Origin of the sequence: Psychrobacter cibarius (assembly GCF_016107535.1) — a bacterium.
Lineage (GTDB): Bacteria > Pseudomonadota > Gammaproteobacteria > Pseudomonadales > Moraxellaceae > Psychrobacter > Psychrobacter cibarius.
On the sequence record NZ_JABASQ010000003.1, the window covers coordinates 107,867 to 132,696 of the forward strand.

General features: G+C 42.1%; 21 protein-coding genes. 10 read left to right on the top strand and 11 right to left on the bottom strand.

All coding sequences use genetic code 11. From position 1 onward, the window contains the following. Positions 1-128 precede the first annotated feature (128 nt). Complete coding sequence (gene purH / locus JFC08_RS03760; protein WP_198329754.1) at positions 129-1,709, top strand: bifunctional phosphoribosylaminoimidazolecarboxamide formyltransferase/IMP cyclohydrolase; 1,581 nt, start codon at positions 129-131, stop codon at positions 1,707-1,709. Between the two features lie 202 nt (positions 1,710-1,911). Here purH and JFC08_RS03765 read toward each other — a convergent pair whose 3' ends face one another. Further along, positions 1,912-3,786, bottom strand: coding sequence for a SurA N-terminal domain-containing protein (locus JFC08_RS03765; protein ID WP_198329755.1), 1,875 nt, complete (start codon positions 3,784-3,786; stop codon positions 1,912-1,914). 383 nt (positions 3,787-4,169) lie between these two features. Beyond that, positions 4,170-4,442, bottom strand: a complete 273-nt coding sequence (locus JFC08_RS03770; RefSeq protein WP_045445077.1) for an HU family DNA-binding protein — start codon at positions 4,440-4,442, stop codon at positions 4,170-4,172. Positions 4,443-4,961: 519 nt separating this feature from the next. Here JFC08_RS03770 and JFC08_RS03775 point away from each other — a divergent pair. From JFC08_RS03775 to fdx, 8 genes are all read left to right on the top strand, one after another. After that, entirely contained in the window at positions 4,962-5,606 is a 645-nt protein-coding gene (locus tag JFC08_RS03775; protein ID WP_045451866.1) for a hypothetical protein, read from the top strand. A 527-nt stretch (positions 5,607-6,133) separates the two neighbouring features. Continuing rightward, on the top strand, positions 6,134-6,643 hold the full coding sequence (locus JFC08_RS03780) for an Rrf2 family transcriptional regulator (protein WP_045451863.1): 510 nt from the start codon (positions 6,134-6,136) through the stop codon (positions 6,641-6,643). Then, entirely contained in the window at positions 6,640-7,866 is a 1,227-nt protein-coding gene (locus JFC08_RS03785) for an IscS subfamily cysteine desulfurase (protein ID WP_198329756.1), read from the top strand. Before JFC08_RS03780 ends, JFC08_RS03785 begins: the two co-directional genes overlap by 4 nt. 198 nt (positions 7,867-8,064) lie before the next feature. After that, on the top strand, positions 8,065-8,475 hold the full coding sequence (gene iscU / locus JFC08_RS03790; protein WP_055124404.1) for a Fe-S cluster assembly scaffold IscU: 411 nt from the start codon (positions 8,065-8,067) through the stop codon (positions 8,473-8,475). Positions 8,476-8,723: 248 nt separating this feature from the next. After that, a complete protein-coding gene (gene iscA, locus JFC08_RS03795) occupies positions 8,724-9,044 on the top strand; it encodes an iron-sulfur cluster assembly protein IscA (RefSeq protein ID WP_045445072.1) in 321 nt (106 codons plus the stop codon). A 119-nt stretch (positions 9,045-9,163) separates the two neighbouring features. Then, positions 9,164-9,745, top strand: a complete 582-nt coding sequence (hscB, locus tag JFC08_RS03800) for a Fe-S protein assembly co-chaperone HscB (protein WP_109590375.1) — start codon at positions 9,164-9,166, stop codon at positions 9,743-9,745. A 274-nt stretch (positions 9,746-10,019) separates the two neighbouring features. Next, complete coding sequence (gene hscA, locus JFC08_RS03805) at positions 10,020-11,900, top strand: Fe-S protein assembly chaperone HscA (protein WP_198329757.1); 1,881 nt, start codon at positions 10,020-10,022, stop codon at positions 11,898-11,900. Between the two features lie 91 nt (positions 11,901-11,991). Further along, a complete protein-coding gene (gene fdx / locus JFC08_RS03810) occupies positions 11,992-12,330 on the top strand; it encodes an ISC system 2Fe-2S type ferredoxin (protein ID WP_045445066.1) in 339 nt (112 codons plus the stop codon). 128 nt (positions 12,331-12,458) lie between these two features. Here the strand turns inward: fdx and JFC08_RS13750 are convergent, their stop codons facing one another. The 5 genes from JFC08_RS13750 to JFC08_RS03835 all read right to left on the bottom strand — a co-directional run bounded on the left by JFC08_RS13750 (position 12,459) and on the right by JFC08_RS03835 (position 20,385). Next, positions 12,459-13,379 (bottom strand): adenylate/guanylate cyclase domain-containing protein, encoded by a 921-nt coding sequence (locus JFC08_RS13750; RefSeq protein ID WP_244656467.1) that lies wholly within the window; start codon positions 13,377-13,379, stop codon positions 12,459-12,461. Between the two features lie 1,001 nt (positions 13,380-14,380). Continuing rightward, a complete protein-coding gene (locus JFC08_RS03820) occupies positions 14,381-14,812 on the bottom strand; it encodes an HIT domain-containing protein (protein WP_045445060.1) in 432 nt (143 codons plus the stop codon). A gap of 249 nt (positions 14,813-15,061) precedes the next feature. Continuing rightward, a complete protein-coding gene (gene mfd / locus JFC08_RS03825; protein WP_198329759.1) occupies positions 15,062-18,835 on the bottom strand; it encodes a transcription-repair coupling factor in 3,774 nt (1,257 codons plus the stop codon). 239 nt (positions 18,836-19,074) lie between these two features. Continuing rightward, positions 19,075-19,608, bottom strand: coding sequence for a ribonuclease E activity regulator RraA (gene rraA / locus JFC08_RS03830; protein ID WP_198329826.1), 534 nt, complete (start codon positions 19,606-19,608; stop codon positions 19,075-19,077). A 75-nt stretch (positions 19,609-19,683) separates the two neighbouring features. Further along, complete coding sequence (locus JFC08_RS03835; RefSeq protein ID WP_198329760.1) at positions 19,684-20,385, bottom strand: NAD-dependent epimerase/dehydratase family protein; 702 nt, start codon at positions 20,383-20,385, stop codon at positions 19,684-19,686. 741 nt (positions 20,386-21,126) lie between these two features. Between JFC08_RS03835 and rpsT the strand changes: the two genes are divergently transcribed. Further along, positions 21,127-21,393 carry a 30S ribosomal protein S20 gene (gene rpsT / locus JFC08_RS03840; RefSeq protein WP_010200097.1) on the top strand — a complete coding sequence of 89 codons (267 nt, stop codon included), beginning with the start codon at positions 21,127-21,129 and terminating at the stop codon, positions 21,391-21,393. Positions 21,394-21,538: 145 nt separating this feature from the next. On the opposite strand, the gene JFC08_RS03845 is transcribed toward rpsT, so the two are convergent. The 4 genes from JFC08_RS03845 to JFC08_RS03860 all read right to left on the bottom strand — a co-directional run bounded on the left by JFC08_RS03845 (position 21,539) and on the right by JFC08_RS03860 (position 24,699). Further along, positions 21,539-22,375, bottom strand: a complete 837-nt coding sequence (locus JFC08_RS03845; protein WP_198329761.1) for a histidine phosphatase family protein — start codon at positions 22,373-22,375, stop codon at positions 21,539-21,541. A 184-nt stretch (positions 22,376-22,559) separates the two neighbouring features. Beyond that, positions 22,560-23,357 (bottom strand): metallophosphoesterase, encoded by a 798-nt coding sequence (locus JFC08_RS03850; protein ID WP_227697634.1) that lies wholly within the window; start codon positions 23,355-23,357, stop codon positions 22,560-22,562. Between the two features lie 155 nt (positions 23,358-23,512). After that, positions 23,513-24,211 (bottom strand): orotidine-5'-phosphate decarboxylase, encoded by a 699-nt coding sequence (gene pyrF / locus JFC08_RS03855; protein WP_198329763.1) that lies wholly within the window; start codon positions 24,209-24,211, stop codon positions 23,513-23,515. A 74-nt stretch (positions 24,212-24,285) separates the two neighbouring features. After that, positions 24,286-24,699, bottom strand: a complete 414-nt coding sequence (locus tag JFC08_RS03860) for a lipopolysaccharide assembly protein LapA domain-containing protein (RefSeq protein ID WP_109590391.1) — start codon at positions 24,697-24,699, stop codon at positions 24,286-24,288. Positions 24,700-24,830 lie beyond the last annotated feature (131 nt).

Genomic DNA, 24,830 nt, shown 5'->3' on the forward strand with positions numbered 1-24,830 from the left:
TTTATTACCAATCATTATGTATGGCAATTTAACGTTATTGACGCTATCCACCATGATATTGTCTGCAACAATTGTCATTGTCACCTTGCCAGACGTTTACGTCAGGCTTTTTTTATGGAAATTTTCTTATGAGTACAATCCCACTTGCTCTATTGTCAGTCTCTGATAAATCCAATATCGTTGAATTTGCGCAAGGCCTTATTAAGTCAGGCTTTGGCTTACTATCTACTGGCGGTACTTATCGTTTACTCACAGAAAACAATGTCGCTGTGACCGAAGTATCCGATTACACAGGTTTTCCTGAAATGATGGATGGCCGTGTCAAAACGCTACATCCTAAAATTCATGGTGGCATCTTAGGACGCCGTGGTACAGACGATGCCGTCATGAGTGAGCACGCGATTGAGCGTATTGATTTGGTTGTCGTGAATTTATATCCGTTTGCTGAAACCATTGCTCGTGCGGATGTCACCATGAACGATGCTATCGAAAACATCGACATCGGTGGTCCTACGATGGTGCGTTCTGCGGCGAAAAACCACGCTCATGTGGGTATCGTGACTGATCCAGCAGATTATGAGCGCATACTTGCCGCTTTAGGTGATGGCACCGAGCTGACACCTGCTTTGCGCTATGACTTGGCAGTGAAGGCTTTTGAGCATACTGCACAGTACGACGGAATGATTGCCAATTTCTTAGGTAGCCGTGTCAATGAAAGCCAGCAACCTGAGAATTTTTCACGTACCTTTAATGTGCAGCTCGAAAAAGCACAGGATCTACGATACGGCGAAAACCCACATCAAAACGCCGCTTTTTATACGGAAAACCATCCGCTAAAAAGCCAACAAGCCTCTATAGCGACTGCTAAGCAACTACAAGGTAAGGCACTGTCTTATAACAATATCGCCGATACTGACGCTGCCCTTGAGTGCGTCAAAGCCTTTAGTGCACCTGCTTGCGTGATCGTTAAGCATGCCAACCCTTGCGGTGTCGCTGTGGATAACGATCAAGTAACCGCGTATAACACTGCCTTTAGTACTGACCCTGAGTCTTCTTTTGGCGGCATCATTGCTTTTAACCGCCCATTGACGTTGGCAGCTGCTAAAGCCATTATCGACAACCAGTTTGTAGAGGTTATTATTGCACCAAGCATCGAAGATGGTGTACTTGAAGCGACAGCTGCTAAGAAAAATGTCCGTGTATTGGTGTGCGGCGAACTGCCAGCGCCAGATCAACGCGATAGTCAGCTTGACTACAAGCGCGTCAACGGTGGCCTGCTAGTACAAGAGCAAGATCTCGGTTTGATTACAGCCAATGACTTAAAGATTGTCACTGATGTACAACCAACAGAAGCGCAAATCGCCGATCTATTATTCAGCTGGAATGTGGCAAAATACGTCAAATCTAATGCGATTGTTTATGCCAAAGGTCAGCGTACTATCGGTGTTGGTGCTGGTCAGATGAGCCGTGTCAACTCAGCGCGTATCGCTGCTATCAAAGCTGAGCACGCTGGATTGGCTACTGAAGGTGCTGTTATGGCATCAGATGCCTTCTTCCCTTTCCGTGATGGCATCGATAACGCTGCCCAAGTCGGTATTACTGCTATTATCCAGCCAGGTGGGTCTATGCGTGATGATGAAACCATTGCTGCGGCAAATGAGCATGGCATCGCGATGGTATTCACTGGTATGCGTCATTTCCGCCATTAAATTGTTCCGTATCACTTTGAATAGTAGCATTAATAGCAGTATTGAATTTTATATCGCCATTAATGCTAAATCTTTATGATAAAAGTAATACTCATTAAAAAAGCCACTGTAGACAGTGGCTTTTTTATGCTTCAAACTTGAGAAGATTATTTAGAAAGAATGACTAAGTAAGTATCTCAAGTTTTCCTTAATAGCTTTATTTCTAACGCCCTTGCGCGTTTGCTATATTGACGTCATTAACTTCAACTTTATATACCAAGCGGAGATAATCCAAGTAATCTTGTAGCTGATCTTGCCCCAAGTTATCACGAATGATGGCAGCTGTTTGTGCTCTTTGCACATCAGATAATGGCGACTGCTCCTCTGTTTTAATACGATCACCGACCAACAAAGTCGCGCCCATCTCAGTCTCACTGGCAATAGCAACGACGCCATTATTAGCTGCTTGCTGACTAAAGGCCAATCCGCGCTCTTTCTCTGTCAATAGAGTGGTTTGGCGATTCACTTCACCTAATGATTGAAAACGTACTGGCTGTTTATTGATATCAGCAGGCGTTTTAATACCAGCGGCTAGTTTCTTCGCCTCTTTTAGAGCCAATGCCGTGGCCTTTTCTTGACGTAATATCTGAGTGATTTTTGGCGTAGCAGCAGCTAAGCTAAGCGTTTTCGTAGGACGATAGTTGCTTGGTTGCACCCATACCGTCCCGTTACCAACTTCGATACCTGCGGTTACTGCCTGATCTTGAATGGTAAACTCATCAAAAGCCTGCTTAATCACTGCTGGTTGTGATAACTCCGATTTGTTGTTTTCTTTACGATAATCCTTGATACGTTTTAGCGTTACGTTCTCTTGCTGAGCGATGTCTTCAATACTGAAGCCATCTGCTGCCAAGTCATTAATCGCTGTCACTTTATCTGCATAGATTTCTTGACGCTTATATTCTTTGGCTTTTGCTGTCAGCTCTGCACGCATGCTTTCTAGGCTTGGGATTTTACTACCGTTATCTTCGGTTACGGTAAATATCTGGTAGCCAAAGCTAGTCTTAATAGGTGCTGTTACATCACCCACACTTAAGCCTTCTAAAGCCTGCTCAACCGCTGCGGCATCATTACCAAACACAGAGGGATTAAAGGTACCAATATCGCCACCTGTTGCTCCCGATGGATCATCTGACTCGGTTTTAGCCAATGCCGCAAAAGACTCACCTTTATCCAAGCGAGCTTTGATTTTGGCCGCTCTGGTCTTCGCGTCTTTACCCGTTAATAGGATTTGACTGATCTTACGTTCATCGACGACCGCTAGCCCTTGCTTATAAGCTTCATATTGCTGCTGCAAATCCTCTTCCGTAACTTCATTCACTTGAATGGTTTTAGGACTTAATTGCAAATATGCCAAATCTACCATCGCCGCACTTTTTAGCGTGTCTTTATTGGCATCATAATAGGCTTGTATATCGCCTTTGCTTAACTTGACCTGATCTGCATAATCTTGCCAATTAAATCGATGCAGCCAGATATTGCGCGACTCAAGTTGTAAGTCAATCAATTGACTGACCGCTTGCATAGGATATACTGCCGTGCCAACAATACTGGCATTGAGTTGGTCGAGGCTTAACTGGTTACGAAACTCAGCAAATAGCTGATCTTTAGTCATGCCGCGCTGGCGCAAGAAGTTTGAGAATTGGTCGTTAGAAAAATTGCCTTCTGCGTCCTTAAAAATTTCTTCTTCACGCAACAAACGATTAATCGTGTCATCAGAGACTGTCATACCAAGCTTGCCCGCTTGCTGCTCCAATAGCGTACGATCAATGAGACCTTTGAGCACCTGCTCGTGCAACACATCTTCATTTAATAGACTGGCATCATCAACTTGTTCTAGTATTTCAGTACGACGGTTATTTACGGCAGTCTGATACTCGGACAACCCTACGCTTGCTTCACCCACCTGAGCGACTTGGTTGGGATCGACCCCGCCTCCAAAATAGCTTTCGACACCCAATAGAGCGAGCGGCGATAGGCATAAAATCAATAAAATGCGACCTGGCCAGCTTTTTAAGAAATCGCGCAATTTATCCATAGTTATCTCTGCTTTATAAACCTATATTGATGAAAAACCATTGTAATATTACTATTAATATCAATGCTATCTAAGCAGGCAATGGTAAGAATAAGAACGTGTGAATTTGATATAGAACAACAAGACTGAGTAAAACGGCCTTATTTAAACAACGCATCTATCGCGCGCCCTATGATACGTGATTTTTGATGCAGACTCAAAATATTCACGTGGTATGATACAAACTATAGCGATAAAAAAAGCACCTAATATCTAGGTGCTTTTTTATGATTCATATTATGACTTTTCAGCCATGCTATAAACCATATAGTGCTTTACTAAGTAAATGCTGTGTTGATTCGTATATCACGTCGTTATACAGCATCCATTTTTAATAAAACGGCTTAGTTTAAACGCTCTTTTAAGTTTTTACCCGCTTTAAAGCTTGGTACTTTACTTGCTGGAATGCTAAGCTCTTCACCCGTCTTAGGGTTACGGCCAGTACGTGCTTTACGGTCTTTTACGCTGAAAGTACCAAAACCAACCAATGAGATGCTATCGCCAGCTTCTAGCGCTTCACCAACACTTTCCATAACAGCATTCAATGCATCGCCAGCTTGGGTTTTGTTTAGGCCACTTTTGTCTGCGATGCTATCAATTAATTCTGACTTATTCATAAAATTTCCTTCAAGTTTAAGGGGGATAATAAACGCTCACGCCAAGCATTGTAACGCTCTCATAGCATTTAAGCAATAAAAACTGCCTGACTGGCGTATCAACAGGTTTCGCTTTGTTATCGTCTTTATATCAAGGCAGCATAAGGAGCGCAAGCGATTTTACATATTTTTGCCTACTGTACTACGTATTTGACACTCAATGTTACGCAAAACTTCTGCAACTGTCATAACTGCTAGTAACCTTGGCTTTTCGTAACTTCGACTTAGCGAGTCAACCTCTATACTGCCTTATCGTTCAAAGAGATGTCATCTCATACTGAGGCATCGCCAGTCATAAATATCTGTGTCCTTGTTGATTACCAAATTGTAAAGTAATAATTTCCCAACTGACAGAAACTAGCGTTACTTTTTATTATAAAGGCGTTACTATAAGCAAAATATCACTGCACCTTTTGGGTCAATTTTGACTCTTGTTTGTCTTTTGCCTCTAATTTGCCAAATATAAAACGGATTATTTACATGAAGCGTTCTACGTTGTCTCACTCTTTTCTTAATATCATTCTGGTGTTCATCGAGTCGGCGCTGACACTATTGTTACGTTTAGATCCCGAACTACGTAAAGCTGCTTACCCACTTGCCAAGCAAGGTACTGTCGTGGCGCTACGCTTGTATCTACCGCATGTTGAGGTGTTTGCCACGTTTAGCACCAAAGGCGTATTATTAGACGCAGAGTTACCTATTGACCGCAGCGAACCTGACGTCATCATTAATGCTTATAGCATCCAAGTGATCAATGCGATCACCACCCATGACAGCGAAACCACCGAAAAACTACAAATGCGCGGCGAGTCTGTTCAAGTACAGTTGGTCAAGCAGTTTATTATGCAACTCGGTCTTGGCAGCTTAATTCAAGGTCTTATTAAAAAGATAAAAGGTGGCAAAGGTAAGACCAAGCCTACTGAAGCTGAAATGGCTGACAAAAAAGACAGCTATAAATTACGCATCAAAGAGCAACAAACCCAAATAAACACTTTAACTATTAAAAACCGTGAGCTTGAAATCACGGTTAAAGAGTTACAGAGCAAACAGAAAACCCTGATAATCGTCACCGTGGCTGCTCTCGTCATTATGATCGCAGCTATTATCGCGCTATTAATGAATTAATGTCGCCAACGACGACTTACCAATGACAGCTTACCAATAACAAGCTACTTACTTTACCAAACGCGTTTGATGCCGATTAAGGCATATTAAGCGCTTAATATACTAAGCGCTTAGATGACTGGGGCGTATTGAACATTCAGCACGCCCTAATATAATTGATAGAAGTTAAAAAAACGTAAGACGCAAACCTTAAGACTGTATTTTAGTATTTCAAAAATGCTAGGAATCAGTGTTCTCAATCTTATAGCCCCTCCTTTTAATACCATTGTTTTTATCAATCATAGTGATAAGCTCGATTAACCATTCAACCACACTTTAATCTTGACTAAATTACTCAGGATTAAGTATAATTGGCTTAATCGTTGCACACATCGGGTTCATCATCTGCTGTTTAATAACGATAAGACACAACTTAGCGGTTATGTGATTTCATCAGTAGCTTTCATATTGCGCTACAAGCTGCCACCACTATCATTTTGCTAAGGTCGTTGTTAAATAAAAATGACTTAAAAGTTTGGAGATAACACATGCGTTTGACTACTCGAGGCAGATATGCCGTTACTGCGTTGCTAGATTTGGCACTACAAACCAGCCAACAAGACACTGCAGTCTCCTTATCTGATATCGCCAAGCGGCAATCGATTTCTATCTCTTACCTTGAACAACTGTTTTCCAAACTTCGTAAACGTGGTCTGGTCACTAGCATCCGAGGTGCAGCAGGCGGCTATCATCTAGCCAAACCATTGCATGAAATAGATGTCATGAGCATCATATCTGCCGTTGACGAGTCGGTTAATGCGATGCAGTGTGAAGGACGTGGCGACTGTCAAGGTGGTACAATGTGCTTAACCCATGATTTATGGTGTGCACTGTCCAATCATATCGAACAGTACTTGAAAAATATAACATTAGCGCAATTATTAGACATGGAAAATGTGCAGTCAGTGTCAGAGCGCCAGCACAGCTCTACCAAAGAGATTTCCATAAAAGATATCAACACTATTACCCTATCGAACAGCGAGGCAAACCCAGCATGAGCCAACATAACAACCTTATATACTTAGATTATGCCGCCACCACACCAGTTGCAAAATCAGTAGCTGCTAAGATGAGTGAGTATCTGACAGTAGATGGCATCTTTGGTAACCCAGCCTCGCGCTCGCATGGCTATGGCTGGCAAGCAGAAGAAGCGGTAGAAACAGCGCGTCAACAAGTAGCTGAAGTCATTAATGCTGATCCACGCGAAATCGTCTTTACCTCTGGTGCAACAGAATCAGACAACCTAGCGATTAAAGGTGCAGCGCATTTTTATCAGTCTCGTGGTAAGCACATCATTACCAGCAAAATCGAACATAAAGCGGTCTTAGATACGTGCCGTGAGCTTGAGCAAGAAGGTTTTGAGATTACTTATCTTGAGCCACAGCCAAGCACTGGGCTAATCTTACCAGAGCAAGTTAAAGAAGCATTACGTGACGATACTATCTTAGTATCACTCATGATGGTAAATAATGAGCTTGGTACGATTACTGATGTCGCTGCCATTGGTGAAATCACTCGTGAAGCGGGTGTGGTCTTCCACGTCGATGGCGCACAATCTGTTGGTAAAGTATTGATTGACCTTGAAACCACGAAGATCGATTTGATGAGCTTCTCAGGTCACAAAGCCTACGGTCCTAAAGGTATTGGCGCATTATTTGTTCGCCGTAAGCCACGTATCCGCTTGAAAGCAGAGCAGCATGGCGGTGGTCATGAGCGCGGTATGCGTTCAGGTACATTACCGACGCATCAAATCGTTGGTCTTGGAGCAGCATTTGCTTTAGCCAATGAGCGTTATGAAGAAGACCATGCACATGCAGCCAAGCTACGCCAAAAACTGTGGGACGGTCTACAAGATATCGAAGAGATTTACCTAAACGGTGATCTTGAAAACAGTGTACCTAATATCGTAAACATCAGCTTTAACTTCGTTGAGGGCGAGTCTCTCATGATGTCACTCAAAGACTTAGCCGTATCATCAGGCTCAGCCTGTACCTCAGCGACGCTTGAGCCATCATATGTATTACGCGCTATTGGTCGCCCAGATGAATTAGCACATAGCTCAATTCGTTTCAGCTTCGGTCGTTATACCACAGAAGAAGATATCGATACTGTCATCAAACAAATGCATGAAGCGGTCGATAAATTACGTGCCTTATCACCACTTTGGGATATGTACCAAGAAGGTGTTGATTTAGATTCAGTCGAATGGGCTGAGCACTAAAATTACCGAAAGCAACGACATAGTTATCAAATAGAACCATTAAACGATTGATCAGACACTTATAAATCCAGTTTTTATAAATACCGTTTTTATAAATACCGTTTCTATTAACTAAATGTTTGACCCCAATTATCGATGAGTAGTTAGACATTTAAAGTCAGTAATTGACTACTCATCATCTAACTAGGAGAAAACCCCATGGCCTATAGTGACCAAGTTATTGATCATTACGAAAATCCACGCAACGTCGGCAATCTTGATAAAAATGCCAAAAATGTTGGTACTGGTATGGTTGGTGCCCCAGCTTGTGGCGATGTAATGCGCCTACAAATTCAAGTTGATGATAATGGCATCATTGAAGATGCACGCTTTAAAACTTATGGCTGTGGTTCAGCAATCGCCTCAAGCTCGCTCGTGACTGAGTGGCTAAAAGGCAAGAGCTTGGATCAAGCGGGCGAAATCAAAAACAACGATATCGCGAAAGAGTTGGCCTTACCACCAGTAAAAGTGCATTGCTCTGTACTTGCTGAAGACGCCATTAAAGCCGCTATTAGCGACTATAAAGGCAAGCACAGCGCAGCAGTAGAGACAGAAGAAGCGGCTAGCTAAACCTATTAGCGTAAGTATTGTACTTCTAAGTACACGGTCTTAATGGCCGTACTTTAGTAGTCGATGTATTGAACAGCTACTAACGCTAAAAAGGTGACAATAACGCTAATGTAATTGTCACCTTTTATTTTCTAGTGATTCTTAACTGGTCGTTATTAAGATTTTTTTGGCAAGTGCGCTATTTTCATTGCCAGTTTATACAGATTTTTTTGATTGATATTTATCATTGATAGTCAATGGGAGTTGGCATGATTGAAATGACAGAACGCGCCGCTCAGCATGTTCGAGACTTTTTGGACAATCGCGGCAAAGGTGAAGGTATTCGAGTGGGTATCCGTACCGCGGGTTGCTCAGGCTTAGCTTACGTTTTAGAGTTTGTAGATACCCCTGATGAAAATGACACGCGTTACGAAAGCCGCGGCGTTAACATCTTTATTGATCCTAAAAGTTTGGTCTATTTAGATGGTTTGTTGATGGACTACGAAAAAGAAGGTCTTAACGAAGGCTTTAAGTTCACCAATCCTAATCAAAAAGGCGAATGTGGTTGCGGCGAGTCTTTTACCGTTTAATGGTTCAAAGGTTAAAAAACCCTTGAGTTTAGAGTTTCCTGATTCTATATTCAAGCCATAATAAATATGTTCTCAGCTAAAGAAAACTTTCAAAATAAATAACAAGCAAGGCGTATGATATGACAGACATTACTGCAGAAGCCCAGTTTGATAACTTCTTTGCCCTATTTGAGCAGCCTGTACAGTTTGAAGTCAATCAAGAGAGTCTCGATCAGCATCTACGTCTGCTACAAAAACGTTATCATCCTGATAATGTCAACAAGAATCTAGCCAATACTACGCAAGCGCAACAGCAGTCTGAGCAGGCCTCAGCGTTAATCAACCAAGCCTACCAAGCGCTAAGTGCGCCTGATAGTCGTGCTAGCTATCTACTAGACATGGCAGATCAAGCACAGAATCTAGAGCATTCAATTGCAGACTTGGACTTTTTAGAAGATGCGATGCAGATGCGCATGGATTTAGATGACGCTATCGAGGGTAAGGATCGTGCGACATTGCAACAACTACACCCTCAAATCACCGAACGACTGGCAAAACAGTCTAAGCGTTTTAATGATGCTTACCAAAACCAAGATTGGCAAACGGCGATTGATGCGACACAAAAACTGAAATTCTTAGTCAAATTAAATGCTGACGTCACTACTGGTATCGATGAGTTAGCAACTGCTGAGCATTCAGATGATGATGATTTATACGTCTAACTAACTGACGTATAAGCTTGTTAATTTATTTTATATGCCAAATTTATTTATAAATGGTATTAGCTTATAACGCTTATTTGAAAACTATATTATAAGCGATGGTTAAAATAGTCACAGCGATGCCGTATAATCCCTTATTTTAAGCACTTTTAATCGCTAAGTATCTTCGTTTTCACGTGCATACAACGCAGTTAAACTACAATAGTGCGCTTATCATATTTGTTTCATTTCACTTATTCATTTTATCTTTTTCATTTTATCTTTGAGTTATCTTATGTCTTTATTGCAAATTGCCGAACCCAATCAAAGCGCCCAACCCCATCAGCATCGTTTTGGCCTAGGAATTGATCTTGGTACTACGCGCTCATTGGTCGCGGTAGTACGCTCAGGCAAGGCGCAAGTCTTAGAGGCAAGCGCAGCTACCGATACCTTATTACCTTCTGTGGTCTATTATCCAAGTATAGGTAAGCCGTTGGTTGGCTCTGATGCATTAGCCCACTTAGCGGATGATCCAAAAAATACGATCGTCTCGGCTAAACGTTTTATGGGTCGTAGTCAAGCTGATATCAAATTCTCTCATCCTTATGAGTTAAGCGGCAGCAAAGATGACATGCCAGCATTTGTGACGGCTCAAGGTGAAGTATCGCCTGTTGAAGTATCAGCACGTATTTTAGCAGCGCTTGAGCAACGGGCAGCGAGCGCATTGCCTGCAGACAGTATCGAGGGTGCGGTCATTACTGTCCCTGCTTATTTTGATGAAGCCCAGCGTCAAGCGACCAAAGATGCAGCCCAAGCGGCTGGTATTAATGTTTTACGTCTGCTAAATGAGCCTACTGCTGCTGCCGTCGCCTATGGTCTCGACCAGTCAACGCAAAACGGCGATAAAGAAAGTTATTATTTAATTTACGATCTGGGTGGCGGTACTTTTGACGTTTCTATCTTAAAGCTGACTGATGGTGTCTTTGAAGTACTGGCAACTGGCGGTAATAGTGCATTAGGTGGTGACGACATCGATCGTCTAATGACCAATTGGCTTATCAAGCAATTAAATATCGATCCTAAAGATGTGAGTCGTCATGATAAATCGATACTCGCCCAACAAGCCAAGGCTTATAAACAAGCCCTGACGGATGCTGAACAAGTCAATATTGACATCACTGTCAACGAGCAATCTTATCAAGGTGTGCTGCGCCGTACAGATTTACTGGCTATTGCAGAGCCAGTGAGCCGCCGTACATTGAGCGTATGCGAACAAGTCCTGCGTGATGCCAAGCTTTTGAGTGCTGATCTAGACGAAGTAATTTTGGTCGGTGGCTCTACTCGTATGCCTGCTATACAACAAGTCGTGACAGAGTTTTTTGCCAAGCAACCACTTTGTCGTCTAAATCCCGATGAAGTCGTGGCTTTGGGTGCTGCCCAAACGGCGCATCAATTGGTCAATGGCGATAGTAATAACAACCTATTATTGTTAGACGTAACGCCGCTATCGCTTGGTCTTGAGACCATGGGCGGCTTAGTTGAAGTACTGATTCCACGTAATACGCCTATTCCTGTCAAAAAACGCCAAGTGTTTACCACCTATCAAGATGGTCAAACAGGCATGGTGATTCATGTGGTACAGGGCGAGCGCGAGACAGTAGATAACTGCCGTTCATTGGGTCGTTTTGAGCTATATGGTATCCCGCCGATGAAAGCTGGATTTGCTCGTATTGAAGTGACCTTTAGTATCGATGCGAATGGACAGCTAACCGTCAGTGCACAGGAAACCACAACCAAGACAGAAAGTAAGATTGAGATTGTGCCTTCTTATGGGTTATCAGATGGGCAAAAAGAGCAATTGCTCGTCGCAGGATTCAAGCATGCAGAAGAAGATAAAAATACACGTTCTTTAATCGAGACCAGAGTAGAAGCGGAGCGTGAAGTATTAGCGCTACAATCTGCCCTTAAAGAATTTGCAGCCTTATTGTCTTCTGAGGAGCAGCATTCATTGGCTGAGCAAATACAAGTGTTGCAGACAACGCTCAGTACTGATGATTTGGCACTTATCGAAGCACAGCAAGCAAAGCTCAAGCCTCACAGTGATGCTTTTGCTGCCCGTATTATGAATCAAAGCGTCAAAGCCAGCATGGCAGGCACGAATGCCCAAGATTGGTAGCAGATACATTTAAAATGTGATTTAGTCACCATACTAAGCTCATTTCTTATATTTTTATTCTTTTAATTGATTAGCACTGGAAAGACGATTTATGCCAAAAATTACCGTACTACCGCATCATGAAATTTGCCCTGAAGGCGCCGAAGTCGAGCTAGAAGCTGGCAGCAACTTATGTAAAGCGCTATTGGAAAAAGGCATTAAAATTGAACATGCATGTGAGATGTCAAAAGCCTGTACCACATGCCATGTGGTCGTCCGTAAAGGTTTTAATAGTTTAGATGAAATGGATGATATTGAAGCCGATTTATTAGATCGTGCTTGGGGATTAGAGCCTGACTCACGCCTATCTTGTCAGGTCATGCTCGATGATGAAGACTTAACCATTGAGATTCCTAAATATACGCTCAACCATGCAAAAGAAAACCACTAAACGCTAGAACACGTTCTAATATTACAGTTTACTTCATTAGATAAGAAAGCCAGCTATCATAATAATAGCTGGCTTTCTTGCGCTTGATTTTATAAACATTATTTTTGGATGATTATTTATGATGATTGTCATTGATTGTCATTACGTTTGCTTGCTGCCGCTATGTCAGTTGCCACTTTTTCTTGCTCCTGCTCGACACGTTCAAGCGCAAAATTTAAGCGTGCTCTGATATCTTGATAATCATTATCCTTCATATCTTTAAAATTTAGATGCAAATTGAAACCTGGTAGTGTGTGATCAACCCACTTTGATAAATGACCTTTATACGTATCTGGATCCAGCACTTGCCATGCATTTACCTTGCTATCAAAACCCTTTAACTTGAACGCACCCGCATGCTGACAGTCATAATTATGACAGATATAATCGTAGGTACTCTCACTGACCAGTATCTCATCTTTACCAGCGCTCGACTCCAGTCTTGCCGCTAGATTGGCCTCTTTACCAATAAGGGTATAGCTTAGGCGATTATTACTACCAAAATTACCAACATGGCAATAACCTGTGCTGATGCCGATACGGATGTACAACCCCTCAAAGCCCATCAATCGCCATTTCTGCCTCAAAGTTCGCATCTCGCGACGCATGTCTATTGCCATTGCGATACAGTCTAAAGCATCTTGGCGCGCACCGCGACTATTTGGCTCACCAAAAAAACACACCATGCCATCACCAATAAATTTATCAAGTACGGCGCCATGCTTATTTGCTATCAATGTCATACAATGCATATAAGTATTTAAGATATCAGCCAAATTGTCAGCGCTCAAACTATCTGACAATTCCGTAAAGCTAACGATATCTGAGAACATAATCGTCAGCTTAGCACGCTTATTAGCAACGGTAACTGGGCTATCAGATTTTACGATAGGCTCCCAAACTTGCGGAGGTATGAAGCGCGTCAACTTATTAATGACGGAGACCATCGTGCTTAATCGCCCAACGGCCTGATGAGCACGAGTTTCATAACCAATATACTCTTGGTACACATGCCAAAACTGATACAGTATAACGATTATACTGGCTAATAATATTATCGGTGTGGTCCAGCCTTCATGGCAATCTATATCAGCACTACTTAGGGTAACGCTAACATAATAGAAAACAATGACAGTTATTACAGAGACGGCTATCAATTTTAAATGATTTTCAGGGCTGCTAATAATAATTCTGAGTGCTATGAGCGCGGCTAAGCTAAGCGAAATAACCGTGCAAAACTGTATCGATCCAATAACTATCGATAGTAAAATGATAACAATATTAGACGTCCAAAAGCTTTTTTGGCGGCGATAGTTATAAATCAAAATCATTAAACTTGGCAGACAAACAATAACGAGCAGTGCCATTGAAGTAGGTCTAAAATTAAAATGTACAGCGAGGAGTATGACCGTAAGTATTAAAACGAAGACTTCTGGATAGTCAAATCGATAAATCCCTTCATTTTTTGAAGAGTGATTTGGTCTCAGCGTGTCTAAAAAAGGCATATGAAGTATTCGCTTACGTGAAACAGGCTATGTAAAAAATTAAAAGGCTTGAGGATAGCACACGCGTACTACCTACCTCTATGCCAAGTTGTGTATAAAATTAATCAATGATTACATTATACTTTTTAAATGCAACAAAACCCATGTCACTGATAGCCAAAAGCCTACCACTCATCACTCATCTTGTCTTAATTTGCTACCAAATCGGGATTATAAGACGTATCGTTTGAGCCAAACACAAAAAATCCAGATAATATTTATCTGGATTTCACATACTTAAAACCTATTAATATATAAAAATTAAGTCATGTAATAACCGAGCATAACGTTGGCGCATAACCGTAAAACGACTAAGACACCAAAATAAAGCTTAACTTTAAATGTTTGGCCATTTTTCTAGTTATTTTGATGGGTCAATCGATGCCTAGTTAATCGATACCTAGCCAATAGAGTATCATTATCGATTTGCCAATCAACTTACCGACCTGTTACTACTCAGGCATTTATTACATTTGCCAATCAAATGGCATTTGATGATGACCACGTAGCGCCATCATTAACGTTTGCTGCATCTGCGCCAACACCTCTTTAGTATAAGGAATAGCAGGGACGCCCCATACTGGATTTGGCCATTGCATGTCATTTTGATAGCGAACGATATGATGAAAATGAAGTTGGGGCACTTGATTACCGAGTGCAGCTACATTCATTTTATCAGCTTGAAAGGTCTTGGCTAGCTGACTCGACAACCAGCTCGATTCACGTAAAAACTGTGTTTGATCGGCTTCAGATAACTCATATAACTCTTTGATACCTGATACGCGCGGCACTAATATTAACCAAGGAAACTGGCAATCATTGATTAAACGACAAGTCGATAATGGGAAATCACCCACTAAAAAACTATCGGCAGCAAGTTTATGATGAAGTTGGAACATAATGACGGTTCTCTTGTTATGACACACAGATAAAAGGAATATGAATCTAGAAAAGCAGAATTTAATTTACTAAAAAACAATAGGCTAAATATAGGATGTTGCTATTTTATCAGTTATCCGACCGATAAAATAGCGCTATGACTCATTGTCTTGACGTCCTACTTGAGCACTGGCTAGCTGACTTATTGAGCTGATTGAATCTACCTAAAATCATTGCTAAGCTCTCAAAATGCCGAAATGCCAAAACAACTACGCTGACTCTGCCACCATATGCTCACTAAAATAGCGTAATAATTCTTGAATCGCGGTGACGCGCTGTTGCGGCGTTGCCAGTTTATCAGCATCTTGATAACGAATACCAGAAGCACCGTTCATACGATAACGCTGACCATTGCTCTGAATCAACTTAATAATTGCCAAGGCATCGACTGGGGTATTAGGCGCAAACTCTAATGTCATGCTATTACTATTGGCATCAATCTTATTAATCTTGAGCGGCTCAGCTTGTATACGCAGTCCGTGGATGGCGAACAACTGCTTAGTTTGCTCTGGTAATGTACCAAAACGGTCAATCATTTCGGTACGAATATCAATCAATGCCTCTTTATCATCGGCATTACTGATGCGTTTATAAAATAACAAACGCTGATGGACATCATGGAGATATTCTTCTGGTATCAATGCTGAGCTATGCAGATTAATCTCACTAGTCAGCGACAACGGTGTGCTTAAATCAGGCTCTTTACCCGCTTTAATCGCCTTAGTTGCTCGCTCTAGCATGTCCATATATAAGCTAAAACCAATCGCCTGCATATTACCACTTTGCTGCTTACCAAGTATTTCGCCAGCACCGCGAATTTCTAAGTCTTCGCTAGCCAGCATAAAACCTGCACCCAGCGTATTGGCGCGTTCAATCGCATGCAACCGGCGTTTAGCATTGCCTTTTAGACCTTTGATAGAAGGCACAAGTAGATAACAGTACGCTTGATGATGACTACGACCGACACGACCACGCAGCTGATGTAATTGTGCCAAGCCAAACTTATCAGCGCGCTCAATGATAATGGTATTAGCATTTGGTACATCAATACCAGTCTCGATAATGGTGGAGCATATCAGTACGTTGAATTTTTTATGATAAAACTGCTGCATCACTTGCTCAAGTTGGCGCTCTTGCATTTGCCCGTGAGCAACCCCTACTCTCGCCTCAGGCACCAATTCACGTATGGTTTCTGCCATACGCTCAATGCTCGCCACATCATTATGTAATAAATAAACCTGCCCACCGCGCAATAACTCACGCAAGATGGCCTCTTTCATTAGAGCATCCGTTTTTTGCATGACAAAGGTTTTAATCGCCAAACGACGTGCTGGAGGTGTCGCGATAATTGACATGTCACGCATACCTGAGAGCGCCATATTGAGCGTTCTAGGGATGGGGGTTGCTGTCATCGACATACTATCCACATCAGTCTGAATCGCCTTGATACGCTCTTTATGGCGCACCCCGAAGCGATGTTCTTCGTCGACAATCATCAAACCTAAATTAGAGAATTTCACATCAGGTTGTAACAGTTTATGGGTGCCGATGACAATATCGACTTTACCTGCTGCTAAATCTGTCAACACCGTTTCTTGATGCTTTTTGCCGCCAAAGCGTGAGAGCGTCTCGATACGCACTGGCCAATCGGCAAAACGATCACGGAAATTGTCTTCATGCTGACCGGCCAGCAAGGTCGTAGGCACTAGCACTGCCACCTGATAACCTGCGCTGACAGCAATGAATGCTGCCCGCATAGCCACTTCTGTTTTACCAAAACCCACATCACCGCAGATGAGCCGATCCATTGGTTGGTTTTGTCGCATGTCTTCCATCACCGCATGAATGGCATTGGCTTGATCCGGCGTTTCTTCAAAGGCAAATTGACTGGCAAAGAGCTCATACTGTGACGCATCTATTTTAAAATGAATACCGACTTTAGCTTCACGACGCGCTTGCATATTAAGCAGCTCGGCCGCTACGTCATGGATTTGCTCAAGCGCTTTTTGCTTGGCTTTATCCCATTTTCCGCTACCGATTTTGTGCAATGGCGCAAGCGCTGGATCACCGCCACTATAACGGTTAATCATTTGCAAATTAGCAACGGGCACATAAATACTGGCATCATCGGCATATTTTAAGTGAATAAACTCTTGCTCGCCATCACCCACATCTAACGTAATCAGCCCATTGTAACGCCCAATACCATGCTCGATATGCACCACTGGGCTGCCTTCGGTTATTTCAGTAACACTTTTAACCAAAAACTCTTCAGACACCCCGCTTTGACGACGACGGCGTGTTTGCAATACTTGGCGACCAAATAACTGCGTCTCACTAATCAGCACCAAACGCTCAGGAACATATACCCCACGTTCAATGGGCGCAACGGTTAAACCAACCTGCGGTAGCTTATTACCTTTAACGCTGTTGGTTTTGTCCGCTGCTAAAAACGCCTCAAAGCTATCATAAGCTTTGATATCGATTTTGCCTTTAAACAACTCGATGAGAATTTCGCGGCGACCCGCTGTTTCAGCAACGATCAATACTGGCGTCGCTGTTTGTGCTTGCAGCTCTAAAAATTCTAATAGCTGGGTAAGAGGCTCAGACTTTTGGTGATTAACAGCCAATTGTGGCGGCTCTTGCGCACTGAGCGTCACCAAGCCTTGTTGCTTACTCGGCGCAAGCGGCAGTTGTGGCTGTGAATCTGACTGCTCTTCAACTTCCAGCAATGAACCATCTGCTAACAATGAAGCATCTTCCAATAACGAATCATCGCTGTCAATCGCAGCAACATCCGTCATGCTAGCCAGCTCATTGCGCGCACTGAGAATCACCCGTGGATAACGATTAAGATGCGCGTTTAAGGTATTTGATAGCAAATATAACCATTCAGGGGCGACAATAGGTTTATCGATATCATGACGGCGCTCTTCATAACGGCGCTGAATTTGTGACCAGTAATCTACCTGTTTTTCATTAATCAGTTCATCAGTGATAAAAAGCGCATCGCTTGGTAAGTAAGCAAACAAGCTACTCTCTGCTGTCCACTCTTTTAAATCAAAAAATAGCGGCTGATAATATTCAAGTCCGCTACTAGCGATACCTGCCATTACGTCTTTATGTAGCTCAAACTTACGGCTGCTCGCATTAGGGAACATCGTGGCGAAGTTGGTACGAAACGTCTCACGCCCTTCATCAAGCGGGAACTCTTTCGCTGGTAATATTTGAAACTGTTCGATAGGTTTTGAGATATCTGGCAGCTTATGTAACAGTGATAGTGACTCTTTACCCATGCTACTATCGTTGCCGCTCATCATTGTTTTGAGGTCATCAACGGTCAATGTCCGCTGGGTTTGCGGATTAAAAAAACGAATGGTCTCAATCTCATCATCAAACAAATCTAAACGTAGTGGGAACGGTTGACCCATGGCAAAGATATCAATGATGCTGCCACGTACCGCGAATTCACCCGGCTCAAATACATTCTCAACGGCGCGGTAGCCTGCCTTTGCCAGCAATCCGCGCTGGATATTGATATCAAATCGATCACCAACACTCAAATCAAAATGCTGCCCTATCAGCCAGCTTGGCGGTGCGACACGATGCATCAACGCCTGAACCGAGATGAGCAGCACGCCTGACGTTGGCATATCGGTTAATAGATTGATACGCTCACTAACAATGTCTTGATGTGGTGACAGCTCATCATAGGTCAACGTCTCCCAATCGGGAAACACATAAGCATCGACGCCGCAAAATGCCAATTCCGTCTCTATTTGATTGAGCTGGTTTTGGTCACGCGTCACCACAACTTTTAATCGGTCGGCAACATTCCATAGCGGTGTTTGCACCAGACTTGCTAGCCACAAACTGCTGACTGCACCATGCACAGGTGCCAGCCAACGCCGCTCGGCATTCTGGATAGGAAACAACTGCTGGTTAATTGGTTCAAACGCGTCAGTCAAAGCAGTGATAGGCATAAAGAGTAGGATCAATGTTAAGAGTCAGAGAGCTATTATACGAATATTTCAGCAATTACCAAAATTTATGCCGTAACGGTTTGTCACTTAGCATTTTACTTCTTATCAAACACTACCGAAAAACCTTAAAAATACCTATGACAGTCTATAAGCTATCACTACAGCATTGAAGTTGTCACTCAATAAAAAAACCTCAACGGCTAAGCTGAGGTTTTTGAGTGCTATTTATTAAGCTAGTGTTAAATTAATGGCTTATCACTAGCGATAATGCCATTATTATCTGCATAGACAAACATACCAGAATTTAGTGTTAAATCGCCAAAGCTAATTTCAATATCGGTTTGACCTTCATCGCGGCGATTCGATTTACGCGGAATGCAACCAAGCGCCATCACACCGATGTCCATTGCTGCCATATCATCAACATCACGGACGCAGCCGTATACGATAACCCCCGCCCAATCATTATCAATCGCTGACTGCGCAATCATGTCGCCTAGCAGCGCACAACGCATCGAACCGCCGCCGTCAACGACCAATACCTTACCGTTACCATCTTTGTCTTTACCATCGCTATTTAGCAATGATTTGACGCGACTATTGTCTTCGAAGCATTTCACCGTCACAATTTCACCGCAGAATTTCTTTTTGCCGCCAAAGCTATGAAAAGACTTACCTTCGATATTAGGCAAACACACCTGCGACTCAGGATTGGCATCCAATAAATCACAGGTCACAAAGTTCTCTTTATCCATTGTTATTGATTCTGGCATGTCTGACATAGTGACGCTCCTTGTTATGTATGACTGGGGCTTAATTTTAATTGTTCCTTTAACTTAATACTTAGGCTATTTTTTAACTTTAGTCATCGCTAGCATTTGCTTATTTTCGATGATATCAGTGGTTTGGATAGCAGGTTCAGTACGGTATTTATTACGCTGATAAACATCATGCGCACTCATCGCCATGGCACTGGCAACGCGTTTGGCGGAAATGGGATGCAGTGACAATGATTCTGAAACTAAGGGCGATATCAGCTGAAAGGCTTTTTGACCAATACTTTCGAGCGGACGACCTTTATGCTTGCCAAGTAACAAGGACGGACGGAAAATAACTAGCTGCGTAAAACCTAGCGCCATAATAGACTGCTCAGTTTCAGCTTTTACGCGATTGTATAAAAACCGACTATGAATATCAGCATTCATGGATGATAACAAAAAGAAATTTTCAACACCTTTTTCTTGGCACAGTTTGGCAAAATTGACATTATAATCATGATCAACCTTTCGAAAGGCCTCATCGCTACCAGCCTGCTTCTTTGTCGTACCAAGACAGCTAAAAGCGTCCGTCTTTCTATCAACGCCAACACTGGCAAATATTTCAGCCAAATTATCAAAATCATTAACCTGATAAAAACGCATGCTGGTATTGATATAGCGTGGCGGACGCCTTGCAATCACAATTAACGTGTCATAAAGCTCACTAAGCTGTTTGACAAGATGCTGTCCGACCAATCCTGTCGCGCCAATTACAATTGCTTTTCGCTGCATAGCCTATCCATTTATAGTGTGTTGGAAAATAGATGATAATGAAAAATCTGATTTTAAAGCCTATCACCAAAGCTTTTCATCTTAGGGCGTATCCTCATTTTGAAAATGGTGATAAAAATGAGATAAATCATAGTCAAATGAGGAAAATAGCGCAGATACTATCAGAATGTTAAATACTATCGGAATATCAACCAGCTATTTGACATTGTTTTTTAACATTGTTTGGCAAGATTCAGCCACTTTTAGCCCATTTAGATGTCCATCGATTGAATTGAGGACATGCCCTAGTATCATACCTAAATTAACGCATAACTGAAGGTATTCTATAGAATTTATTGTAAGAGATTTTATCGGCTAAGCGATTTATTCACTCATAAGCGGTTTTTAGTGCAACAATATTGATAAATATTTCAAAAAACAGCTGAGCAGAGACACAAAAGCTGTCATATATATGATCACACAACTTCTTTAAGCATTAATCATCAAATATATTGTTCTAAGGGCGATAATTTGCTAAGATAACCGGCTTTACACGTTAACGCTGTTTAATTATTCCAAACAGTTTTGGCGCTTGCGATGCTCTATTGCTCATTTAGGTGCCTTTAATAACAGATAGGTACTTTAATATTAGACATCGACATCATGTTTGGCGAGACGGCTGCTCGTTACCGATGATGGTTAAACCCTTTTTTATTGTAATCCACATTCATATTTTTATCTGTCTTTATCAAGGAGATTCGCGTGGCTAATACTGCACAAGCTCGTAAACGCGCCCGTCAAAACACCAAACGTCGTCAGAACTCTGCGTCACAACGCTCTATGGTTCGTACTTACTTAAAACGTGTTGATGCGGCTATCGCAGCTAAAGATTATGACGCGGCTACCGAAGCTTACAAAAAAGCGGTACCAGTTCTTGATCGTATGGCTGACAAAGGTATTATTCATAAGAATAAAGCTGCTCGTCGTAAGAGCCGCCTAAACAAAACCATCAAAGGCCTACAAGCTTAAGATTGTTAACGTTTAGACCACATCTCGCCTTTATAGCGTGATGACTAAAACCTTGTCACTGGTTCTAATACTAGGGCAAGGTTTTTTTATGTCTGCTTGAAAAATGAGTAGTAATCTTTTAAATAGTATTTAGATTAAATAGTATTTAGACCCATTTCACTTCTGGTGGTAAGAGCAATGTATTAGGATGAAAGCCGGCAGCACGGTAGTCTTCTAATAAAGTATGAATCGGGCGCACATACACTTCACCGCGCCAAACGAAGTGTGCACTTGCTTGTTCAAACGGCTTATCATCAAACCACAAGAACACCCCTTCCATCATCTTTGGCCAATCATTCCAATCAATCTCGACCACATCAAACATCACTGCTAAAAAAGCAGATAATAAAGTATCATGACTAACAGCAAGCATGAGATGCCCTTGCTGCGGCTGATGTTGATAAAACAGCGATAAAATATCGAGACCGCCTTGGTAAGCGTTTTTAGTTCCCTCTAAATTACCTTGCAAAAATCGATTGATAAAGTTGAGCACACCAATTTCTTTAAATACTGGATTTGCTATTTCAGGCTCAGTCACGAGGCTACCAGGCTCGACCAACAATGACTGATGCGTAATATCACGTTGTAGTCCCGCACCTGCTTGCATCAGCTGCGCCGTGTCAATACAGCGTCCAATCGGACTTGAGATACTGTCTACATCAAGCGAGTACGGTAAATGCCCTGCCAACCAACGCCCCCACGACTTCGCTAGTACTCGACCTTTAGGTGTTAGTGGTAATTGATAACTGGCAAAACCATTGCCATCAGAGCGTTCACGTAAGGAATGTCTGGTAAATAAAATCAGCCGTTTATCTTCAGGCAATAAGCTGACTGAGGAAATCATACTATTAGGCAGGTGCGAAGGCGCCGGAGCACTTGGAGTATGACTCGCAAGTTTTTCAGCAGACAGTTTTGAGGGATTGTTATTGAGATATTTGCTCATGGTAGCAAGCGTAGCAGATTTTTTGATATGAATGAACAAAATAACAGTTCGATTGCAATATTGCTTACGAGTCTAGGCGGTTAGACTTTAAAATAAGCACTATTTTATATTCACTATTTTAAAAAATGCGAATCAAGGTGACAAATAACTAAAAACATTTTTACTTTCAAGAGGCTAAAATTACTTAGCCGATATCAATGACTTTGTCCCACGCAAATGCTAATGCAGTGCTGCTCACCTCATTTGGATACGCACGTGGATTGACAATGATTCGTGTATTACCAATACGGTAATCAAATGCTTCGTGTGTATGTCCATGTACCCATAGTATTGGCGCCCAATCTTCATGCATCCAGCCAGACAAATCACTGATAAAAGCTGCGTTACTTGGTAGATTCGCATACTTCTCAGACACCGATAATGGACTGATACTATGATGACTCATCACAACAGTTTTTTTGCCAAGTGTTTTGGCGGTGATCAATGCTTGCTTTAACCATTGACGCTGCTTAGCATGGATTTGCATCGATACTTCAGGTGAAAAAAGCTCGCCTCCAGCATAGATTTGTTTATAGTCACGCATAAAGCGCATAGCAGCAGCTATAGTATCTTCATTGACCTGATATTGGTAATCTGTCCATAAAGTACAACCTAGGATACGTATGTCACCAATATCAATATGTTGACACTGTAGAAAACGGACGCCTTGCTGCGACTGGGCATTATAATTATCCCAAGTCGCCAGCTTTTTATCAAAATGTAGCACATCTTCATTAAAGTATTCATGATTACCAGCTATCGTAATCACAGGCACTTGCAAACGTGCTGCCTGCTCTTGTAGCCATGGCATACCACTATCGCTGTTGGCAGTATCACCCGCGACTAATACCACGTCTGCATCAGTTTTGGGAATATGCCCTAGCGGATGTGACTGACGCGCATAACTGTCAATATGTAAGTCACTTAAAATCTGTAATTTCATAAGTTCTAATATCATTAAATAAACATAAATAGTTTAGCACTTTTTGATATACCCGCAAAAATTAAAAAAAGACAGCGGATTAGGCTGTCTTTTTTATTATGCTGATACTATAAAATGCTAAACACTTTGTAAATATCCAAATATTTTATAAGTATCTAAATACCTCGGAGTATCTTTTGTAATTTAGCCGCAGGATCTGCTGCCTGAGTAATTGAACGACCAATCACCAAATAATCAGAACCATCGTCTAACGCCTGTTTCGGTGTACAAATACGCTTTTGATCATCTGCATTGTCGTCTAGCAAGCGAATACCAGGGGTAATCAATTTAAAATCCTGACCACACAGTGTCTTAAGCGTTTTAGCTTCTTGCGCTGAACAGACCACACCATCAAGACCCGCTTGCTCGGTTAATTGTGCCAATCGACTCACTTGCGCATCTAGACCATCGGTAATACCTGTTTGCATCAATGCTTGATTATCCATAGAGGTCAGCACGGTGACGGCTATCAGCAAGGTATCAAAATTACCGTCTAACAAGCGCTGTTTAGCCAATGACATCGCCTCTAAGCCCGCGCTGGCATGCACATTCACCATCCATACGCCAAGCTCAGCTGCCGCTAGTACCGCTTGAGCGGTAGTATTAGGAATATCATGGAATTTCAAGTCTAGAAATACGTCAAAATTACGCTGATGTAGCGCCTTAACTATCTCAGGACCACAGCGAGTAAATAGCTCTTTACCCACTTTTAAGCGGCATGATGTTGGATCTAACTGATCAGCTAATGCTACCGATGCCTCCATCGTCATATTATCTAAGGCAACGATGACTGGGGAGTTCATTGTATTATTCATGGTTTTACCATATCTATATCAGAATTATCAAAACACTATATATGGACTGCTCATAGATCAGTACAGAATATAATTTAGTCTCGTTTTTGTTTGGTAAGTGTCGCGCCTTCATCTACAGTAAGTACTTCTGCGTCTTGCACTTGCACATTGGTTGCTGTCGAACCATAAACAGCTTCTTCCAACGTTGGTGCACTTGCTTGGCGATCAATGACAGCATTGGCTTGTGTCAGTTGCGCTTGGAGGTTCACATTCGCTTTTTGCAAACGCGAGATTTCCCACTTATTCTGTAAGACACGGAAGATAAGCAGTGCCAACAAGATGCCGATAACAATACCAAGCATAAGGCATAAAATCAGCAGCAATCCTAGATTCATCGTCGGTGCTTGCGAGAATAATAAATTTACGCCAACTTCGGTATTATTTGCCAACACCAAGCCAAGTGCATAAGCAAAGCTCAAAAACAGCAATACAAATAGTAAAAAGCGCATGAGACGTCTACCTCGATTTGGAATGTCGTTAGTGTTTTAAAAATAGCACTTTAAAACCTTCATCAACCCACACATTTATATGCTTATAAACTCACTAGTGATAAATTCTAGCAAAAGTGGCTGGCAAGCAC